This window comes from Pseudescherichia sp., from assembly GCF_031998825.1.
Lineage (GTDB): Bacteria > Pseudomonadota > Gammaproteobacteria > Enterobacterales > Enterobacteriaceae > Pseudescherichia.
This window is the reverse complement of record NZ_DAMACX010000027.1, coordinates 17,062-36,286: the sequence shown is the minus strand read 5'-3', so window position 1 is coordinate 36,286 and position 19,225 is coordinate 17,062. Positions and strand designations below refer to the sequence as shown.

The following is a 19,225-nucleotide window of genomic DNA, read 5'->3' as shown; positions in this document are numbered from 1 at the left end:
CATGAAAACCTTACTGCGTGGCGCGATAGCGGCCACACTGCTGCTGGCGGCGGCAAGTACGCACGCCGCCTGTAGCTGGCCGGCCTGGGTGCAGTTTAAAAAAGATTACCTCAGCGACGGCGGCCGGGTGATCGATCCCAGCGACGCCCGGAAAATCACTACCTCTGAGGGGCAGAGCTACGGGCTGTTTTTTGCCCTCGCCGCCAACGACCGGCCCGGCTTCGATAAGATTTTAACGTGGACCGAGGATAACCTCGCCGGGGGCGATCTCGGGGCCCATCTTCCCGCCTGGCTGTGGGGCAAGAAGGGCGAAGCGGAGTGGACGGTGCTGGACACTAACTCCGCCTCTGACGCCGATATCTGGATCGTCTGGTCGTTGTTTGAGGCCGGACGCCTGTGGAAAGCGCCGCGCTACACTGCGCTGGCCCAGGGGCTGCTCAAGCATATCGTCAGCGAAGAGGTAGTGAACGTGCCAGGGCTGGGTTCGATGCTGCTGCCGGGTAAAATTGGCTTCGCCGAGAAAGAGAGCTGGCGCTTTAATCCCAGCTATCTGCCGCCGCAGGTGGCGCAATACCTCACCCGCTTTGGCGCGCCCTGGACCACGCTGCGGGAGACCAACCTGCGTCTGCTGCTGGAGACCGCTCCCAAAGGCTTCTCCCCGGACTGGGTGAGCTATGAGAAAAATCGCGGCTGGAACCTGAAGCCCGAGAGCAAGCTGGTTTCAAGCTACGACGCCATCCGCGTCTACCTGTGGGTCGGCATGATGCACGACAGCGATCTGCAAAAAAATCGCCTGCTGGCACGCTTTAAGCCGATGGCGGCGCTGACGGCGAAAAACGGCGTGCCGCCGGAGAAGGTGAACGTGGTCACCGGCGCAGCGCAGGGCAGCGGTGCGACGGGCTTCTCTGCCGCCATGCTGCCGTTTATGCAAAACCGCGATGCACAAGCGGTGCTGCGCCAGCGCGTTGCCGACAACTTTCCCGGCAGCGACGCCTATTACAGCTACGTGCTCACCCTCTTTGGACAGGGCTGGGATGAGCACCGTTTTCGTTTCACCTCCCAAGGTGAGTTACAACCTGACTGGGGCCAGGAATGCGCACGCTAACCCTACGCTTACTTGCTTTATCGCTGGGCATCGCGCTGATGCCAAAGACGTATGCGGCGCCGACAGCCCAGCAGCAACAGCTGCTGGAGCAGGTCCGGCTCGGTGAGTCCACCCGTCGTGAGGATCTGGTACGCCAGTCCCTCTACCGGCTGGAGCTTATCGATCCCAATAACCCCGAGGTGATTGCCGCCCGCCAGCGCTACCTGCTGCGCCAGGGTGACACCGCAGGCGCGCAGCAGCAGCTCGATCGGCTGGCGCAGCTCGCCCCCAACTCGGCGGCGTACCGGGAAGCGCAAAGCACCATGGCTCTCTCCACCGCCCAGGGACGACAGGGGTTGCAGGAGGCGCGACTGCTGGCAACCACCGGCCATACGGCGGAGGCTATCGCTGCCTATGACAAAATTTTGCAGGGCAACCCACCGGATAGCGATCTCGCCGCCGAATACTGGACGCTGGTGGCGAAGGTGCCCGAGCGGCGCAGTCAGGCCATTACCCAGCTGAAGAGCGCCAACAGCCGCTATCCCGGCAACCCTCAGTTGCAAAATTCGCTGGCGCAGCTGCTGTTTGCTAACGGGCGCAGCGATGAGGGCTACACCGTTCTGCGGCAGATGGCGAAGTCGGGAACGACCCGCGAAGCGGCGGCGGCCATCTGGTATCAACAGATTCAAAATATGTCGGTAAGCGATGCCAGCGTGCAGGCGCTGCAACAGTTTCTGAACGAATTTAGCAGCGGCGATACGGTGGATACCGCCCGGGCGACGCTGGCGAAACAGCAGCAGCAGCTGGCCGATCCGGCGTTCCGCGCCCGTTCGCGCGGGCTGGCCGCGGTTGATGCCGGGCAGGGCGGACAGGCTATCGCCCCGCTGCAGCAGGCGCTGAATGCCGACCAGAACGGCGGTGAAACCACCGGGGCGCTCGGTCAGGCTTATTCGCAAAAGGGCGATCGCGCCCGGGCGGTTCCCCTGCTAGAGAAAGCCATTGCCCTTGCGCCGCAGAGCAGCAACCGCAGCAAGTGGGATAGCCTCCTGCAAACTAACCGCTACTGGCTGCTGATCCAGCAGGGTGATACCGCGCTGAAGGCCAACAATCCTGCGCAGGCGGAACGCCTTTATCAGCAGGCACGCGCGGTAGATAACACCGACAGCTATGCCGTGCTGGGCCTGGGAGATGTCGCCGTCGCCCGCAAGGACAACGCCGCCGCCGAGCGCTACTACCAGCAGGCGCTGCGTATGGACAGCGGCAACAGCAACGCCATTCGCGGGCTGGCCAATATTTATCGCGAGCAGTCCCCGGAAAAAGCCTCAGCCTGGATTGCCTCTCTCTCCGCCAGCCAGCGTCGCAGCGTGGATGACATTGAGCGCAGCCTCGCCAACGATCGGCTGGCGCAGCAGGCTGAAGCCCTGGAGAACCAGGGGCGCTGGGCGCAGGCGACTGAGGTTCAACGCCGTCGCCTGGCTGCCGATCCCGACAGCGTCTGGATCGCCTACCGTCTCTCTCGCGACCTCTGGAGCGCCGGGAAGCACGCCGAGGCCGACGCGCAGATGCGCGATCTGGTTCGCCGTCAGCCTAACGATCCGACTCAGATTTATGCCTATAGCCTCTATCTCTCCGGCAACGACCAGGATCGCGCCGCGCTGTCGCATCTCAATACCCTGCCGCGCAGCAAGTGGGACAGCAATATGCAGGAGCTGGCGAGCCGCCTGGAGGGTAACCAGCTGCTGGAGACCGCCAACCGCCTGCGCGACAGCGGCCAGGAGCAGGAGGCTGAAGCGCTGCTTAGGCAGCAGCCAGCCTCCACGCGAATTGACCTGACACTCGCGGACTGGGCGCAGCAGCGCGGTGATTACGCTGCTGCCCGCGCCGGGTATGAGACCGTGCTGGCGCGTGAACCGGCTAACGCCGATGCCCGCTTGAGCCTGGTGGAGGTAGCGATTGCCGAGGGCAACCCGCTTGCGGCGCGCCAGCAGCTGGCGACGCTGAACGAGATGTCGCAGGCCGAGCCGCCGTCCATCAACATGCAGCGTCGAATGGCGCTGGTGCGGGCGCAGCTGGGGGACAGGGTTCTGGCCCAGCGCACCTATGACACCATCGTGCCCGAGGCGAAGGCGCTGCCGCCGTCGCAGGATAGCGCCCCGGTGCTGCGTGACTATGGCCGCTTCCAGCAGGCCAACGGCGAGCCGCAGCTGGCGCTGGAGAGCTATAAACAGGCGATGGTCGCGGCAGGCATTGCTGCCACGCCCGCCCAGGATAACGACACCTTTACCCGCCAGACGCGTAACGATGCCAGCGATGACTGGCTGAAGCGCGGCCTGCGCAGCGACGCCGCCGATCTCTATCGCCAGCAGGATCTCAACGTCACGCTGGCGCATGACTACTGGGGCTCCAGCGGCACCGGCGGCTACTCCGATCTGAAAGCCAACACCACCATGCTGCAGGCTGATGCGCCGCTTGCCGATGGCCGGATGTTCTTCCGTACCGACGTGGTCAATATGAACGCCGGCTCCTTCTCCACTAAAGCGAACGGGCTGTACAATCCCAACTGGGGAACCTGTGGTGAGCGAAACTGCGTCAACGGCGATAAGAGCCAGTCCGACGGCGGGGCGAGCATTGCGGTTGGCTGGCGCAACGATACCTGGGAAGGGGATATCGGCACCACGCCGATGGGCTTCCGGGTGGTGGATATCGTTGGCGGCCTGAGCTACAGCAACGATCTCGGCCCGGTAGGCTATACGCTGGACGTGCATCGTCGTCCCATCTCCAGCTCCCTGCTGGCCTTTGGCGGTCAGCAGGATGCCTCCAGCTACTACCACGATCCGGAAGATCCGAATAACAAGAATGGCAACGATCGCGGCGGTACCGGCAAAACCTGGGGCGGCGTCCGATCGACCGGCGGCGGCGTTAGCCTGAGCTACGACCAGGGCGAAGCGCACGGCGTCTGGGCGAGCCTCAGCGCCGACGCGCTCACCGGCAAGAACGTGGACGATAACTGGCGCGTGCGCTGGATGACCGGCTATTACTACAAGCTGGTCAACGAAGATAACCGTCGCGTTACCGTTGGCCTGAGCAACATGCTCTGGCACTATGAGAAGGATTTGAGCGATTACACCCTGGGCCAGGGGGGCTACTACAGCCCGCAGAAATATCTCTCGTTTGCCGTGCCGGTAACGTGGCGTGAACGAACGGAGAACTGGTCATGGGAGCTGGGCGGTTCGCTCTCCTGGTCGCATTCGGCGACTCGTACCCAGAAAACCTACCCGCTGACCAATCTTATTCCGCAAGCGTTTCGCGAGCAGGATAGGGACGATAACGATCCAGGATCGAAAAGCAACGGCTTTGGCTATACGGCGCGCGCCCTGATTGAGCGCCGTATTACCTCCAACTGGTCCGTTGGCGCCGCCATTGATATTCAGCAGGCGGAGGATTACACCCCGAGCCACGGCATGCTCTATGTCCGCTACTCGCAGGCAGGCTGGCAGGGCGATATGGATTCGCCGCCGCGGCCGCTGACGCCTTACGCCGACTGGTAACGCGCAAGGCTCTCTATCACAGTCTTAATCTGCTGTCAGAATCGAGTATACTCTGACAGCAGGCAGGTAGCCGCCGGTTACTTTTGCGGACACGGAGTATTTGGAGAGTCAATTTGCGCGTTAGCCGTTCGTTAACCATTAAACAGATGGCGATGGTCTCGATCGTCGCCATGGTGTTTATTTTCCTTTTTTGCGTCATTTTGCTGTTCCACTTTGTGCAGCAGAATCGCTACAACACCGGGACGCAGCTGGAGAGCATTGCGCGCTCGGTGCGTGAGCCGCTCTCTGCCGCCATTCTGAAGGGCGACATTGCCGACGCGGAGGCTATCCTTAAACGCATCCAGCCCGCTGGCGTGGTCAGCCGGGCGGACGTCGTTCTGCCGAATCAGTTCCAGGCTCTGCGCATGAGCTTTATCCCCGAGCGTCCGGTTCCCGTGACCGTTACCCGGCTCTTTGAGCTACCGGTGCAGATTTCGCTGCCTATCTACTCCCTTGAGCGCCCGGCTAATCCGCAGCCGCTGGCCTATCTGGTGCTGCAGGCGGACTCCTTCCGCATGTATAAGTTCGTGATGAGCACCGTTTCAACGTTAGTTACTACTTACTTACTGTTAGTCCTGATCATGACGGTGGCGCTCACCTGGTGCATCAGCCGGCTGATCATCCGCCCGCTGCGCAAGATCGCGCGGGAGCTGAACGACCTGTCGCTGCAGGATCACCCTGGACACCAGCTGGCGCTACCCCGTCACCATCATGACGATGAGATTGGCATGCTGGTTCGCGGCTATAACCGTAACCAGCAGATGGTGCTGCGCCAGCACGAAGAGCTCAACAGCCAGGTAACGCGCTTTCCTGTATCAGAGCTACCGAACAAAGCCTTTATGATGGCGCTGCTGGAGCAGACCGTGGCCCGGCAAAAAACCACCGCGCTGATGGTTATTGCCTGTGAAACTCTGCAGGATACCGCAGGGGTGCTGAAAGAGAGCCAGCGTGAAATGCTGCTCCTGACGCTGGTAGAGAAGATGAAGTCGGTGCTGGCCCCGCGCATGGTACTGGCCCAGGTCAGTACGGATACCTTTGCCATCATTGGCAACGGGGCCAGCGAGCCGTGGCACGCCATTACGCTGGGTCAGCAAGTGCTCACTGTTATCAATGAACGTCTGCCGGTGCAGGGCATTCAGCTACGCCCGAGCGCCAGCATTGGCATCGCCATGTTCTACGGCGACGTGACGGCGGAGCAGCTCTACCGCCGGGCTATCTCAGCGGCGCTCTCCGCCCGTCGCAAAGGCAAAAACCAGATCCAGTTCTTCGACCCCGAGCAGATGGCGACGGCGCAGAAGCGGCTGACGGAAGAGAGCGATATCTTAAACGCGCTGGATAATCATCAATTTGCCATCTGGCTACAGCCGCAGGTCAACCTGGCCACGGGCGAAGTGGTTAGTGCTGAGGCCCTGCTGCGCCAGCAGCAGCCGGACGGTAGCTGGGAGCTGCCGGAGGGGCTTATCGACAGCATTGAGTCCTGCGGGCTGATGGTTGTTGTCGGCCACTGGGTGCTGGAGGAGTCCTGCCGCCAGCTGGCGGCCTGGCAGGCGCGGGGTATTACGCTGCCGCTGTCGGTTAACCTCTCGGCGCTGCAGCTGATGCACGAGGACATGGTACGGGATCTGCTTGAGCTGTTGGAGCGCTACCGCATCGCGCCCGGCACGCTGATCCTCGAGGTGACCGAAAGCCGCCGCATTGACGATCCGCACGCGGCGGTGGCCATTCTGCGTCCGCTACGCAACGCCGGGGTGCGCATTGCGCTGGATGATTTCGGCATGGGCTACGCGGGCCTGCGCCAGCTCCAGCATATGAAGTCCCTGCCGGTGGATGTGCTGAAGATCGACAAGATTTTTGTTGAAGGCCTGCCGGAGGACAGCAGCATGGTTTCGTCAATAATCCATATGGCCCGCAGCCTCGATCTGACTATTATCGCTGAAGGCGTTGAGACCGAGGCGCAGCGCGCCTGGCTCCAGGAGGCAGGGGTGGAGATGGCCCAGGGTTACCTCTTTGGCCGCGCGGTGGCCCCGGAGGCGTTTGAGCAGCATAATCTTCCCCGTTTGGTTGACGGCAGCGCGTAAAATCCGTGCTCACTTGTGCGAGCTGGCTCAAATTTTTTAACATTTCTGTTTCAAATTTGAAGTAAGTTTATTTCTGCGATGTTGTTCGGGTGTTATTTTAAGACCGCAGGCGAACCAACCCTACAGTGCCTGTGGTTTTTAATTCAAGGACACCCTATGAAAACCTCACTCTTCAAAAGCCTCTACTTTCAGGTGTTGACCGCCATCGCCATCGGTATTCTGCTCGGTCACTTCTACCCTGAACTCGGCGCACAGATGAAGCCGCTTGGCGACGCCTTCGTGAAGCTGATTAAAATGATCATCGCTCCGGTGATCTTCTGTACGGTGGTAACCGGCATCGCAGGCATGGAAAGCATGAAGGCGGTGGGCCGCACCGGTGCGGTGGCGCTGCTCTACTTTGAAGTGGTCAGCACCCTGGCGCTGATCATCGGCCTGATTATTGTCAACGTGGTGCAGCCGGGCGCTGGCATGAACGTTGATGTCGCCACCCTGGATGCCAAAGCGGTGGCGGTCTACGCTGCCCAGGCCGAACAGCAGGGTACTATCGCCTTCCTGATGGACGTGATCCCCTCCAGCGTGATCGGCGCGTTTGCCAGCGGCAATATTCTGCAGGTGCTGCTGTTCGCCGTGCTGTTCGGCTTTGCACTTCATCGCCTTGGCCACAAGGGGCAGCTGATCTTTAACGTGATCGAGAGCTTCTCGCAGGTCATCTTCGGCATCATCAATATGATTATGCGCCTCGCCCCTATCGGCGCGTTTGGGGCCATGGCCTTTACCATCGGTAAATATGGCGTCGGCACCCTGGTGCAGCTCGGACAGCTGATCATCTGCTTCTACGCCACCTGTATTCTGTTTATCGTGGTGGTGCTCGGGAGTATTGCCCGTGCTACCGGCTTCAGCATCTTCAAATTTATCCGCTACATTCGCGAAGAGCTGCTGATCGTCCTTGGAACCTCATCATCTGAATCGGCGCTGCCGCGCATGCTGGATAAGATGGAGAAGCTCGGCTGCCGTAAATCCGTGGTCGGGCTGGTGATCCCCACCGGCTACTCCTTTAACCTCGACGGCACCTCTATCTACCTGACGATGGCGGCGGTGTTTATCGCCCAGGCCACCAACAGCCACATGGATATTGTCCATCAGATTACGCTGTTGGTGGTGCTGCTGCTCTCCTCTAAAGGAGCGGCGGGCGTTACCGGCAGCGGCTTTATCGTGCTGGCGGCCACACTCTCTGCGGTGGGGCACCTGCCGGTCGCCGGGCTGGCGCTGATCCTCGGCATCGACCGCTTTATGTCTGAAGCGCGTGCGCTGACCAACCTGATCGGCAACGGCGTAGCAACCATCGTGGTGGCAAAATGGGTGAAAGAGCTGGACCACAAACAGCTGAAAAATACCCTTAATAACCGTGCGCCAGACGGCAAAACAGGCGAAATCTCCTCATAATCTGCCGACTTATGCCCGTTGTCCCTTGTGGGGGCACGGGCACCTGCGCATAATTACCCCCTATTTTTTCACTTCCCGGTGTGACGTTTTGCTTTTTTGGCTGTCTAACACGGAGTGTTAAAACTTCATTTTAGGCTGCCTGCCTTGCAGGGGCCTTTTAACCAGGAATGTTGATCAGGGGTTCACATGCAGGGCACAAAAATTCGACTCATAACTGGTGGTTTGCTGATGATGGCAGCCAGTTACGTGCAGGCAGATGCGCTCCAGCCCGACCCGGCATGGCAACAGGGGACATTGGCAAACGGTTTTCAGTGGCAGGTGTTAAGTACGCCGCAGCGCCCCAGCGATCGCGTTGAGATCCGCCTGCTGGTGAATACCGGTTCGCTGACGGAGAGTACCCAGCAGAGCGGCTACAGCCATTTTATTCCCCGTATCGCGTTGTCCCACAGCGGCAGCCTCGAGCCGGCGCAGGTGCGCTCGCTCTGGCAGCAGGGGATCGATCCTAAACGTCCGCTGCCGCCCGCGCTGGTCTCTTATGACTACACGCTGTTTAGCCTGAGCCTGCCCAATAACCGCAACGATCTGCTGAAAGAGGCGCTGGTCTACCTCTCTGATATTACCGGCAAGCTCACCGTGACGCCGGAGACGGTAAAACACGCTCTGAGCAGCAACGATATGGTGGCGACCTGGCCGCTAGAGACCAAAGATAACTGGTGGCGCTACCGTCTGAAAGGCTCCACCCTGCTGGGACACGATCCCGCGTCGCCGCTGAAGAAACCGGTGGATGAGGCCCAGCTCAAGGCCTTCTACCAGAAGTGGTACACGCCGGACGCCATGACGCTCATCGTGGTGGGCAATATCGACAGCCGCACCGTTGGTGAGCAGATCAATAAAACCTTTGGCGATCTGAAGGGGAAGCGAGAGACGCCTGCTCCGGTGCCGACGCTCTCTCCACTACCGCGCGAGCCGGTGAGCATCATGACCGACTCCGTCCGCCAGGACAGACTCTCGCTGATGTGGGACGTGCCGTGGCAGCCGATTCGTGAATCCGCCGCGCTGGAGCGCTACTGGCGTGCAGACGTCGCCCGCGAGGCGCTGTTCTGGCATCTCCAGCAGACGCTGACTAAAAATAACGCCAAAGATATTGGTCTCGGCTTCGACTGCCGGGTACTGTTCCAGCGTGCGCAGTGCGCCATTAACGTCGACTCCGCCCCCGATAAGCTCAGCGCCAACCTTGGCATGATCGCCCGCGAGCTGAAAAAAGTGCGCGACAACGGCCTGTCAGAGGATGAGTTTAACGCCCTGATTGCCCAGAAAAAGCTGGAGCTGCAAAGGCTCTTCACGACCTATGCCCGCACCGATACCGACGTGCTGATCAGCCAGCGTATGCGCTCTCTGCAAAATCAGGTGGTGGATATTGCGCCTGAGCAGTACCAGAAGCTGCGGCAGAACTTCCTGAACGGCTTGACGACCGAGATGCTGAACCAGAGCCTGCGTCAGCAGCTGACCCAGGATCAGTCACTGGTGCTGCTGCAGCCGAAAGGCGAGCCGGAGTTTAATATGAAGGAGCTGCAGGCCACCTGGGACCAGGTGATGAATGCCGAAACGTCAGCCCTTGTGCCCGTCAGCGATGACGTGCACCAGGACGTAACGGATATTCCGCCCGTTCAGCAGTAGCGTATTGCAGTTTAACCCGGCCCGCGACAGGGGCCGGGAAAGCCCATCGATCAGTTCGGCATTGCCTCGCGGGGGATAATCGCTCCGCGATACTGGATCACGGTGCTGGCGGTCAGGTGACCGCGCTGCGCCGCCGCCTCGGCATCGCCGCCGGTCAGGCGTACGGCCAGATAGCCTGCGCTAAAGGAGTCGCCCGCCGCAGTGGTATCGATCACCTTCTCTTTCGGCAGCTTCACTGCCGGCACATCAATCACCGCTTCACCGGTAATTGCCACCAGGCAGGAGTCCGCGCCGCGCTTCACTACCACTTCGCTGACGCCAGCGGCCTGGGTACGGGCAATCACCTCTTCCACCGGCTTCTCACCCCACAGCGCATCCTCGTCGTCCAGGGTCAGGAAGGCGATATCGGTGCAGGTTAGCATCTGCTGGTAGACCTGCTGGGTCTCCTCTTTGCTGGCCCACAGGCGCGGACGGTAGTTGTTATCGAAAATCACCTTGCCGCCGTTGGCGCGGCACTCGCGCAGCAGGGAGAGCAGCTTGTCACGGCTGGCCGAGCTTAAGATCGCCAGGCTGATCCCGCTCAGGTAGAGGTAGTCAAAGGTTGCCAGCTCTTCACAGATGGCAGCGGACTGCTCGCTCTCCAGCCAGAATTTGGCCGCGGCTTCGTTGCGCCAGTAATAGAAGGTACGCTCGCCGGTGCTGTCGGTCTCGATGTAGTAGAGACCTGGCAGGCGGTTCTCTATGCGCTGGGTGAGGGAGGTATCAACGCTTTCGCTCTGCCAGGCGTCCAGCATCTGCTGGCTAAAATTATCCGTCCCCAGCGCTGTGACGTAGTGTACCGACAGCGCGGCCGGATCGACCTGGCGGGCAACGTAAACGGAGGTATTTAAGGTATCGCCACCAAAGCCACGGTTCACCTCTGTGCCTTTCTGTGACAGCTCAATCATGCATTCGCCAATGACGGCAATTTTCCTGGACATAGTCATCAACCTGAGTCGGATAAATATTGGGGTTAGTGTGCGTTGCGCGTGCTGCGTGGTCAATCATATTAAAACAACGTTCCAATAAATTTTTGAGCTGACGCGTGTTAAGTGCAGATTCCGCCTCGCAGAATTTTATTTTGCTGCCTGATTGAACATAAAGTTCTCACCCACTGCGCCGATAACTCCTAGACGAGTTCCGCCAGGTCACTCACTCTATTACAGGACATCTGACAATGAAGTTGAAGCAGGTTATCCAGCGGCTAAGCATTCAGGAGGCGAGCATTGAAAGCCTGGAAGAGCGGCGCTACTGGCTGCAATGTGAACGTGCCTACACTTACCAGCCCATCTATCGCGTAGATGGCAGCCTGATGGCAATCGAAGTATTAACGATCGTTACGCACCCGGATAATCCATCGCAGCGTATTGCGCCTGACCGCTACTTTGCGGAGGTTGCGGTCCGTCAGCGCCTGGACGTCATGCTGGAGCAGGTCAACCTGCTCGCCCAGCAAAACGACTTTTTTGTGCAGAATAACGTGCTGGCGTCAGTCAACGTCGATGGCCCAACCCTGCTGTCGATGCGCCAGAACCCACACATGATGGCGCTGGTTGAGACGCTGCCGTGGCTGCGCTTCGAGCTGGTGGAGCATATCCGCCTGCCGCAGGACTCCTCGTTTGCCTCGATCTGTGAAATTGGCCCGCTGTGGCTGGATGACTTTGGTACCGGGATGGCGAACTTCTCTGCTCTGAGCGAAGTGCGCTACGACTACATCAAAGTAGCCCGTGAGCTGTTCATCATGCTGCGCAAGACGCCGGAAGGGCGTAACCTCTTCACGCTGCTGCTGCAGCTGATGAATCGTTATTGCCAGGGCGTGATTGTCGAAGGCGTGGAGACGCTGGAGGAGTGGCGCGACGTGCAGGCGTCACCGGCTTTTGCCGCACAGGGTTACTTCCTCTCTCGCCCCGTACCGCTGGCCAACCTCGAAAGCGTTATTCTCGCTTTATAACATCAGGTTGCACTCCTTTCCCTCAGGCTCAGCTATCTTTATGACAGGCAAGGCAAGAATGGAAGGATGCAAGCATGACAAAAACAAGCAAGGCAATCATTGCCGTCCTGGGAACGCTTTTGTTGCTGATCGTGGTGGCTATCATCATTATCGCGACCTTTGACTGGAACCGTCTTAAACCGACTATCAATGAGAAGGTCTCCACCGAGCTGAATCGTCCCTTTGCGATACGCGGTGATTTAGGCGTCGTCTGGGAGCGGCAGCAGCAGGAGACCGGCTGGCGTAGCTGGGTGCCATGGCCACACGTGCATGCCGAGGATGTGATCCTTGGCAACCCGCCCGATATCCCTGAGATCACCATGGTGCACCTGCCACGGGTTGAGGCCACGCTGGCACCGCTGGCGCTGCTGACGAAGACCGTCTACCTGCCGTGGGTGAAGTTTGAGAAGCCGGATGCGCGGCTGATCCGCCTGTCCGAGAAAACCAACAACTGGACCTTTAACCTGGCGGGCAGCGATGAGCCAAAGGATGAGGACGCGCCACCTTCGGCCTGGTCCTTCCGTCTGGACAATATTCTTTTCGATCAGGGCCGCGTGGCGGTCGATGATAAGGTCAGCAAGGCCGACGTTGAGATCCTGATCGATCCGCTCGGCAAGCCGCTGCCGTTTAGCGAAGTGACTGGCAGCAGCAAAGAGAAAAGCGCTGACGTTGGCGACTACGTGTTTGGCCTGAAGGCGCAGGGGCGCTACAACGGCCAGCAGGTGACCGGCACGGGTAAAATTGGTGGCATGCTGGCGCTGCGCAGCGAAGGTACGCCGTTCCCGGTGCAGGCTGACTTCCGCTCCGGCAATACCCGCGTAGCCTTCTCCGGTACGGTGAGCGACCCGATGAAGATGGGCGGGGTCGATCTTAAACTTAAGTTTGCCGGTAACTCGCTGGGTGAGCTGTACGATCTGACCGGCGTCCTGCTACCGGATACGCCGCCGTTTGAGACCGACGGTCGGCTGGTAGCGAAAATCGATGCTGAAAAATCCTCCGTCTATGACTACCGCGGCTTCAACGGTCGCATCGGTGACAGTGATATTCATGGCTCTCTGACCTACACCACCGGTAAACCCCGTCCTAAGCTGGAGGGCGATCTTGAGTCGCGCCAGCTGCGTCTGGCGGATTTAGGCCCGCTGATTGGCGTCGACTCCGGGAAGGGGGCAGAGAAGTCGAAGCAGTCTGAGCAGAAGAAGGGCGAGAAGACTAACCAGCCCGCAGGCAAAGTGCTGCCCTACGATCGCTTCGAAACCGATAAGTGGGACACCATGGACGCCGACGTACGCTTTAAGGGGCGGCGCATCGAACACGGCAGCTCTCTGCCCATCAGCGATCTCTCGACCCATATCATCCTGAAGAATGCCGACCTGCGCCTTCAGCCGCTGAAGTTCGGCCTGGCGGGCGGGACCATCTCCTCCAATATCCACCTTGAAGGGGATAAGAAGCCGATGCAGGGGCGGGCGGATATTCAGGCCCGTCGGCTGAAGCTGAAAGAGCTGATGCCGGACGTGGAGCTGATGCAGAAAACCATTGGCGAGATGAACGGCGATGCCGATATTCGCGGCACGGGTAACTCCATTGCCGCGCTGCTTGGCTCAAGCAACGGCGATCTGAAGCTGTTGATGAACGACGGCGTGGTCAGCCGTAACCTGATGGAGATCCTTGGCCTCAACGTCGGGAACTTTATCGTCGGGCAGATTTTCGGCGATGATGAGGTGCGCGTGAACTGCGCCGCCGCCAACCTGAACCTGGTCAACGGCGTGGCGCGTCCGCAGATTTTCGCCTTCGATACCGAGAACGCGATCATCAACGTCACCGGGACCGCCAGCTTCGCCTCAGAGCAGCTTGATCTCACCATCAACCCGGAGAGTAAAGGGATCCGTATCGTCACCCTGCGCTCGCCGCTCTACGTGCGCGGCACCTTCAAGAACCCGCAGGCGGGCGTGAAGGCGGGTCCGCTGATTGCCCGCGGTGCGGTGGCGGCAGCGCTGGCGACGCTGGTGACCCCGGCAGCGGCGCTGTTAGCACTCATCTCCCCGTCGGAAGGCCAGGAGAACCAGTGCCGGAACATTCTGGCGCAGATGAAGAAGTAAGCAGGAGAGCAGGATAAAAAAGCCCGGTGGCGTTAGCGCTTACCGGGCTTTACTCTTTTAATTTGATAGCGGGCAGCGGTGGTAAGAACAGTCTCAGTTTCATAATCCATGGCTTAGTGGATGGCAGCCGTACTGGATTGGTTAACTCTCTAGCTGCTACTCTAATGTGATATTATCTCAACATATCGCTTCACAATGCCGTCACGTCTTAACGTTTTAAACCTTTCTGCAACAACTCTCCTGTTGGCCACTACTTGCACGCAGGCCGACCATACCATCGCTTTTAATACCGGCTCGTTTGTCTATCATCTGCTTGGGAATCATGGTCAATACACGGAGAAATTTGATAACGAATTCTATTCAGTCGAAAAGAGACTTCCTGACCACCCCGATTACAGCCTGCTCGTCGGGACAATGAGAAACAGCTACGGGGATCGCTGCCTCTCTCTTGGCGTCAGAAAGGACTGGGCGGAAAAGGATAATATTGTATTTAAAGGCATTTACGGTTATACCGGCGAATTCTTTTTTGATGAGTTTAGCAAATGCGGTGATGAGGGCATCTATCACTCATTTAAAAATATCACCGGAGTGGGTTTCGCACCCTATATCTATCATGCGGTTCAGTATAACTTTACCAACCATTTTGGTGTGGAATCAGGGATCATTTTCCCTTCGGTATTTGTGGTAAGCCTGAACTGGCGGTTCTGAGGGAATGCGCCCGGCGGCGCTAACGCTACCGGGCTTTTTTATGCTTACAGAGACTGGTTTCGGGTTTCGTGGGTCAGAATCAGGGCGATCAGCGTCAGGCCTGCCATCGCCGCCAGGTAGACGCCGACGTAGAACAGGCCGTAGTTAGCGGTCAGCCAGGCGGCGATGTACGGTGCCACCGACGCGCCCAGGATGGACGAGACGTTATAGGAGAATGATGCCCCGGTGTAACGCACTTCGGTCGGGAACAGCTCCGGCAGCAGCGCGCCCATTGGGCCAAAGGTCAGTCCCATCAGGCTCAGGCCGATCAGCAGATAAGCCATCACTAGCGCCTGGCTGCCGGAACCCAGCAGCGGCGGGAAGACAAACAGCGCAAAGATAATGATCAGCGAGGTAATCACGATCATGCTCTTGCGACGACCGTAGGCGTCCGCCAGCAGGCCAGCAATTGGCACCATCACGCCAAAACCAATCACCGCCAGCATCAGCATCCACAGCACTTCGTTACGCGGCAACCCAAGGCCTACCGGCGCGGGTGCGGTGCTGTAGGTCATCGAGTAGACGGTCATAATGTAGAACAGCGTGTAGGTCGCCAGCATAATAAAGGTGCCCAGCACCGTGACGCGCATGTGCTTAGTCAGCAGCGTACCCATCGGGACCTTCACCTGCTTCTTGGCAGCGGCCACTTTGGCGAATACCGGCGACTCATGCAGGGAGACGCGCACGTAAAGACCGATCAGCACCAGCACGGCGGAGAAGATAAACGGCACGCGCCAGCCCCACTCCATAAACTGCTCGTCGGTCAGCAGCCATGAGAGCAGCAGGAAGGTGCCGTTAGCAAAGAAGAAGCCGATCGGCGCACCCAGCTGTGGGAAGGAGCCGTAGAGCGCCCGCTTGCGTGCCGGGGCGTTCTCGGTTGCCAGCAGCGCCGCGCCGCCCCACTCTCCGCCAAGGCCGAGACCCTGACCAAAGCGCGCCAGCGCCAGCAGCAGGGGAGCAAAAATACCGATGGTGGCGTAGCTCGGCAGCAGGCCGATCAGCACGGTGGAGATACCCATCGTCAGCAGGGACGCCACCAGCGTGGCTTTACGCCCGACGCGATCGCCAAAGTGACCAAACACCGCAGAGCCGATCGGACGTGCTACGAAGGCGATAGCAAAGGTCGCCAGCGACTGTAGCGTGGCAGCCGTCGGGTCACCCTGCGGGAAGAAGATGTGCGGAAAGACGATGACCGCCGCGGTGGCATAAATATAGAAGTCGAAAAACTCAATCGCCGTACCAATCAGCGAGGCGATGACAACTTTATTACGCGAGTTGACCGGGGGGCTTTCCTGTTCGTGATCGAGCGTTGTGGCTGTAGCTTGCATAGAAATTTCTTATTTTTGGCGAACGAAGGGCCATATTACGCACAGCAAAAGCGACATTTCAATCTGTAACAGGGCGGGCAGGCGGTGATAAAAACGGCAAAAAGTGAATAATTTTTATGCCTGAGCTTTCACATCTATGAAATGCGTCACAGAAATTAAATATCAGAATATAAAACCAGTTTTTGGTTAAATAAAAGTTACGGACTGGTTTTTAATGCTGAAATGGGGCGTTGGGCTGAAACTTTGCGTTCTGATTCAGCCCAATAGTGTGGTTAGAGGGTCTCTTTGCCCGGCATTTTCACGTCATCTTTGTACTCTGCGGTGGCGATCCATGCCGCGCAGAAGAGCGTCAGGCGGGCGAAGAAGTAGAAGAAGGCCATGATACCGAGCACCGAGCCAAACGCCGCCCCTGACGGAGAGGTTACCAGCGAAGGCAGCGTCCAGGTCATGATGATCTTAATCACCTCAAAGCCCACCGCCGCAATCAGCGTCCCGCGAATCAGGGCCTTCTTACGTGGGCGGTGGCGCGGCAGCCGCCAGAAGATCCAGAAGAAGAGCAGGAAGTTAGCGCAGATGGAGATCGCCAGGCCAATCAGCTGCCAGGCTGGTTTAAGCCACTCGATATAGTCCAGATAGAGTGCGGAGATAATCATCTGCTGGGCCGCACCGGCGATAGAGGTGATGGAGAGGGTGATCACCAGCGCAATCAGCAGGCCTATCAGGGAGATAAAGTCGCGGAAATATTTTACCCAGATCTTCTCACTGTCCTGGGGCGTACGCTCCCACTCGTCCCGGGACTGGGCGCGGATCGCCTCGCGCAGGTTGCCCATCCAGTTAATACCTGAGTAGAGCGCGACCGCCAGGCCGACAATACCCACGGTGGTACGCTGTTCTACGGCGGTTCTTATTGTGTTGCGCAGCGTGTCGGCCAGGGTACGATCGCTGACGTTAAGCAGGATCTTATCGAAGATATCCTGCAGCAGCGTGGGGTGGGAGACCAGCACAAAACCCGCCGCAGCAAACGACACCATCAGGATGGGGATCATCGACAGGAACGAGAAGTAAGTAATGGCCGCGCCAAACTGGTTGCCCATTCGGTCATTGAAGCGTTCGGTAGCACGGATCAGGTGTGCAACCATCGGGCGGCGCTGGATCTTCTCCGCTGCTTCGGTGACCGTCTCCACTACACCTTCTGCCTTGCCGCTCAGCAGCGGCTCTGACTCAGCCTCGGGCTTGTCGGTGGTATCGACCTTTTTAACAGGTTCGTAGTCCAGGTGCGGGACAGGTCGCTTGGCGCTATTTTCCGGGGTCATCAGTACGGCTTCCTTCTCTGCTTAGCGTGATGTAACGCAAATTATAGACTCTCATCACCTAAGCGGGTGAATCGACGTAATCCTTCATGACGCTCGCCAGCCACTCCATAAACAGGTGTACCCGTCGGGAGAGGTTACGGCGATGGGGATAGATCAGCGAGACCGGCATCGGCTCGGCGCGGTACTGGGGCAGGATCTCCACCAGCTTGCCCTGGCGCAGGGCGTCACGTACGCCGGTGCGCGGCACCTGGATAATCCCCAGCCCCGCCAGGCACGCTGCATGGTAGGTCTCGGTGCTGTTGACCGTCAGAATGCCACCGGTCTTGATCCAGCGCGTGGTGTTGTCCTGGTAAAGCTCAAAGCCCTGCGGTCGCGTGCCAAGGTGGACAGCGTAGTGCACCACCGCGTGAGAGGAGAGATCCTCCAGCGTCTCCGGGTAGCCAAAACGCTCCAGATAGCCGGGGCTGGCGCAGTTTATTACCGCCAGCCTGCCCAGCGGGCGGGCAATTAATCCGGAATCCTTCAGCGTGCCGACGCGCACCACGCAGTCAAAGCCCTCGCGGATCACATCCACCAGCCGGTCGCTGCTGCTGAGTTCGATTTCAATGCCGGGATACTGCTGCACAAAGGCGGGCAGGCGGGGGATCACCAGATTGCGCGCCACCCCCACCGGCATATCTACCCGCAGCTTGCCGCTGACGCTGGCCGGGTCGTGGATAAACAGGCCGTCCAGTTCGTCGAGATTAGAGAGCAGATCCTTTGCACGCTCGTAGTAGACCATGCCGTCCTGGGTGAGCTGCACCCGACGCGTAGTGCGGTGCAGCAGCTGGGTACCGAGATGGTTTTCCAGGCTCTGGACCTGGCGCGAGACGCTCCCCTTGGGCACGCCAAGGGAGTCAGCGGCGCGGGAAAAGCTCGCCAGCTCCGCGACACGAACAAAAAGCTGCATTGCGTAAATTTTATCCATCCATGCCACCAATTGTTGTTATCAATGAAACAGTAAAGCGCATTCAGCAGACTTTATTGTTTATCTACCACCTAATAAGCTCTTTCTCAATCTCCCCACCATCAGAAATGAGGTTTCTTATGACGCATCGTATTGCATTAGTGACCGGCGGCAGCCGTGGACTGGGAAAAAACGCCGCATTGAAGCTGGCAGAGAAGGGCGTGGATATTATCCTGACGTGGAATAGCCAGCAGAAAGAGGCGCAGGACGTGGTACGCGAAATTGAGCTGAAAGGCGCGAAGGCTGTGGCTTTGCAGCTTAACGTCGGGGATAGCGCCAGCTTTGCCAGCTTCACCCGTCAGGTGCAGGAGCAGCTAAAACAGACCTGGCAGCGCGACACCTTTGATTACTTAATAAACAACGCCGGGATCGGTCTGAACGCCGCCTTTACCGAGACCACCGAGGCGCAGTTTGACCAGCTGGTGAACATCCATTTCAAGGGGCCGTTCTTTCTGACTCAGCATCTGCTGCCGCTGATTAAAAACGGCGGGCGGATCCTGAACGTCTCCAGCGGTCTGGCGCGCTTTGCCCTGCCGGGCTATGCGGCCTACGCGGCGATGAAAGGGGCGATGGAGGTCTTAACCCGCTACCAGGCAAAAGAGCTGGGCGCACGGGGTATCTCAGTAAATATCATTGCACCAGGGGCCATCGAAACCGATTTTGGCGGCGGGCGGGTGCGTGATGATGAGCAGCTAAATCAGTTTGTCGCCGCGCAAACGGCGCTGGGACGCACCGGCCTGCCGGATGATATCGGCCATGCGGTAGCGGCATTGCTGAGCGATGAGCTGGGGTGGATGAATGCCCAGCGCGTCGAGGTCTCGGGCGGGATGTTCTTATAGA

13 protein-coding genes are annotated in these 19,225 nt (G+C 59.0%); 9 read left to right on the top strand and 4 right to left on the bottom strand.

All coding sequences use genetic code 11. The features are described from left to right. Nucleotide 1: 1 nt before the first annotated feature. The 5 genes from bcsZ (at nt 2) to RTP97_RS13500 (ending at nt 9,869) form a co-directional block, all read left to right on the top strand. Nucleotides 2-1,105: a cellulose synthase complex periplasmic endoglucanase BcsZ gene (gene bcsZ, locus RTP97_RS13520; protein ID WP_312414445.1), complete on the top strand. Its 1,104-nt coding sequence runs from the start codon at nt 2-4 to the stop codon at nt 1,103-1,105. Continuing rightward, nucleotides 1,093-4,632, top strand: a complete 3,540-nt coding sequence (bcsC, locus tag RTP97_RS13515) for a cellulose synthase complex outer membrane protein BcsC (RefSeq protein WP_312414443.1) — start codon at nt 1,093-1,095, stop codon at nt 4,630-4,632. Before bcsZ ends, bcsC begins: the two co-directional genes overlap by 13 nt. A gap of 113 nt (nt 4,633-4,745) precedes the next feature. Continuing rightward, complete coding sequence (hmsP, locus tag RTP97_RS13510; protein WP_312414441.1) at nt 4,746-6,749, top strand: biofilm formation regulator HmsP; 2,004 nt, start codon at nt 4,746-4,748, stop codon at nt 6,747-6,749. Nucleotides 6,750-6,905: 156 nt separating this feature from the next. Further along, entirely contained in the window at nt 6,906-8,192 is a 1,287-nt protein-coding gene (locus RTP97_RS13505) for a dicarboxylate/amino acid:cation symporter (protein ID WP_312414439.1), read from the top strand. 186 nt (nt 8,193-8,378) lie between these two features. Further along, nucleotides 8,379-9,869, top strand: a complete 1,491-nt coding sequence (locus RTP97_RS13500) for a pitrilysin family protein (protein ID WP_312414436.1) — start codon at nt 8,379-8,381, stop codon at nt 9,867-9,869. Between the two features lie 50 nt (nt 9,870-9,919). On the opposite strand, the gene RTP97_RS13495 is transcribed toward RTP97_RS13500, so the two are convergent. Next, nucleotides 9,920-10,849 (bottom strand): sugar kinase, encoded by a 930-nt coding sequence (locus RTP97_RS13495; RefSeq protein ID WP_312414434.1) that lies wholly within the window; start codon nt 10,847-10,849, stop codon nt 9,920-9,922. A gap of 236 nt (nt 10,850-11,085) precedes the next feature. Here RTP97_RS13495 and pdeH point away from each other — a divergent pair, with 236 nt between their 5' ends. From pdeH to RTP97_RS13480, 3 genes are all read left to right on the top strand, one after another. Next, a complete protein-coding gene (gene pdeH, locus RTP97_RS13490; protein WP_312414431.1) occupies nt 11,086-11,856 on the top strand; it encodes a cyclic-guanylate-specific phosphodiesterase in 771 nt (256 codons plus the stop codon). Between the two features lie 74 nt (nt 11,857-11,930). After that, entirely contained in the window at nt 11,931-13,991 is a 2,061-nt protein-coding gene (locus RTP97_RS13485) for an AsmA family protein (RefSeq protein ID WP_312414428.1), read from the top strand. Between the two features lie 195 nt (nt 13,992-14,186). After that, nucleotides 14,187-14,699 carry a hypothetical protein gene (locus RTP97_RS13480; protein ID WP_312414423.1) on the top strand — a complete coding sequence of 171 codons (513 nt, stop codon included), beginning with the start codon at nt 14,187-14,189 and terminating at the stop codon, nt 14,697-14,699. 44 nt (nt 14,700-14,743) lie between these two features. Here the strand turns inward: RTP97_RS13480 and RTP97_RS13475 are convergent, their stop codons facing one another. From RTP97_RS13475 to RTP97_RS13465, 3 genes are all read right to left on the bottom strand, one after another. Next, a complete protein-coding gene (locus tag RTP97_RS13475) occupies nt 14,744-16,066 on the bottom strand; it encodes an MFS transporter (RefSeq protein ID WP_312414421.1) in 1,323 nt (440 codons plus the stop codon). Between the two features lie 272 nt (nt 16,067-16,338). After that, complete coding sequence (yhjD, locus tag RTP97_RS13470; RefSeq protein ID WP_312414419.1) at nt 16,339-17,379, bottom strand: inner membrane protein YhjD; 1,041 nt, start codon at nt 17,377-17,379, stop codon at nt 16,339-16,341. Nucleotides 17,380-17,437: 58 nt separating this feature from the next. Beyond that, nucleotides 17,438-18,346: a LysR family transcriptional regulator gene (locus RTP97_RS13465; protein ID WP_312211803.1), complete on the bottom strand. Its 909-nt coding sequence runs from the start codon at nt 18,344-18,346 to the stop codon at nt 17,438-17,440. Nucleotides 18,347-18,465: 119 nt separating this feature from the next. Between RTP97_RS13465 and RTP97_RS13460 the strand changes: the two genes are divergently transcribed. Continuing rightward, nucleotides 18,466-19,224: an SDR family oxidoreductase gene (locus RTP97_RS13460; protein WP_312414418.1), complete on the top strand. Its 759-nt coding sequence runs from the start codon at nt 18,466-18,468 to the stop codon at nt 19,222-19,224. Nucleotide 19,225 lies beyond the last annotated feature (1 nt).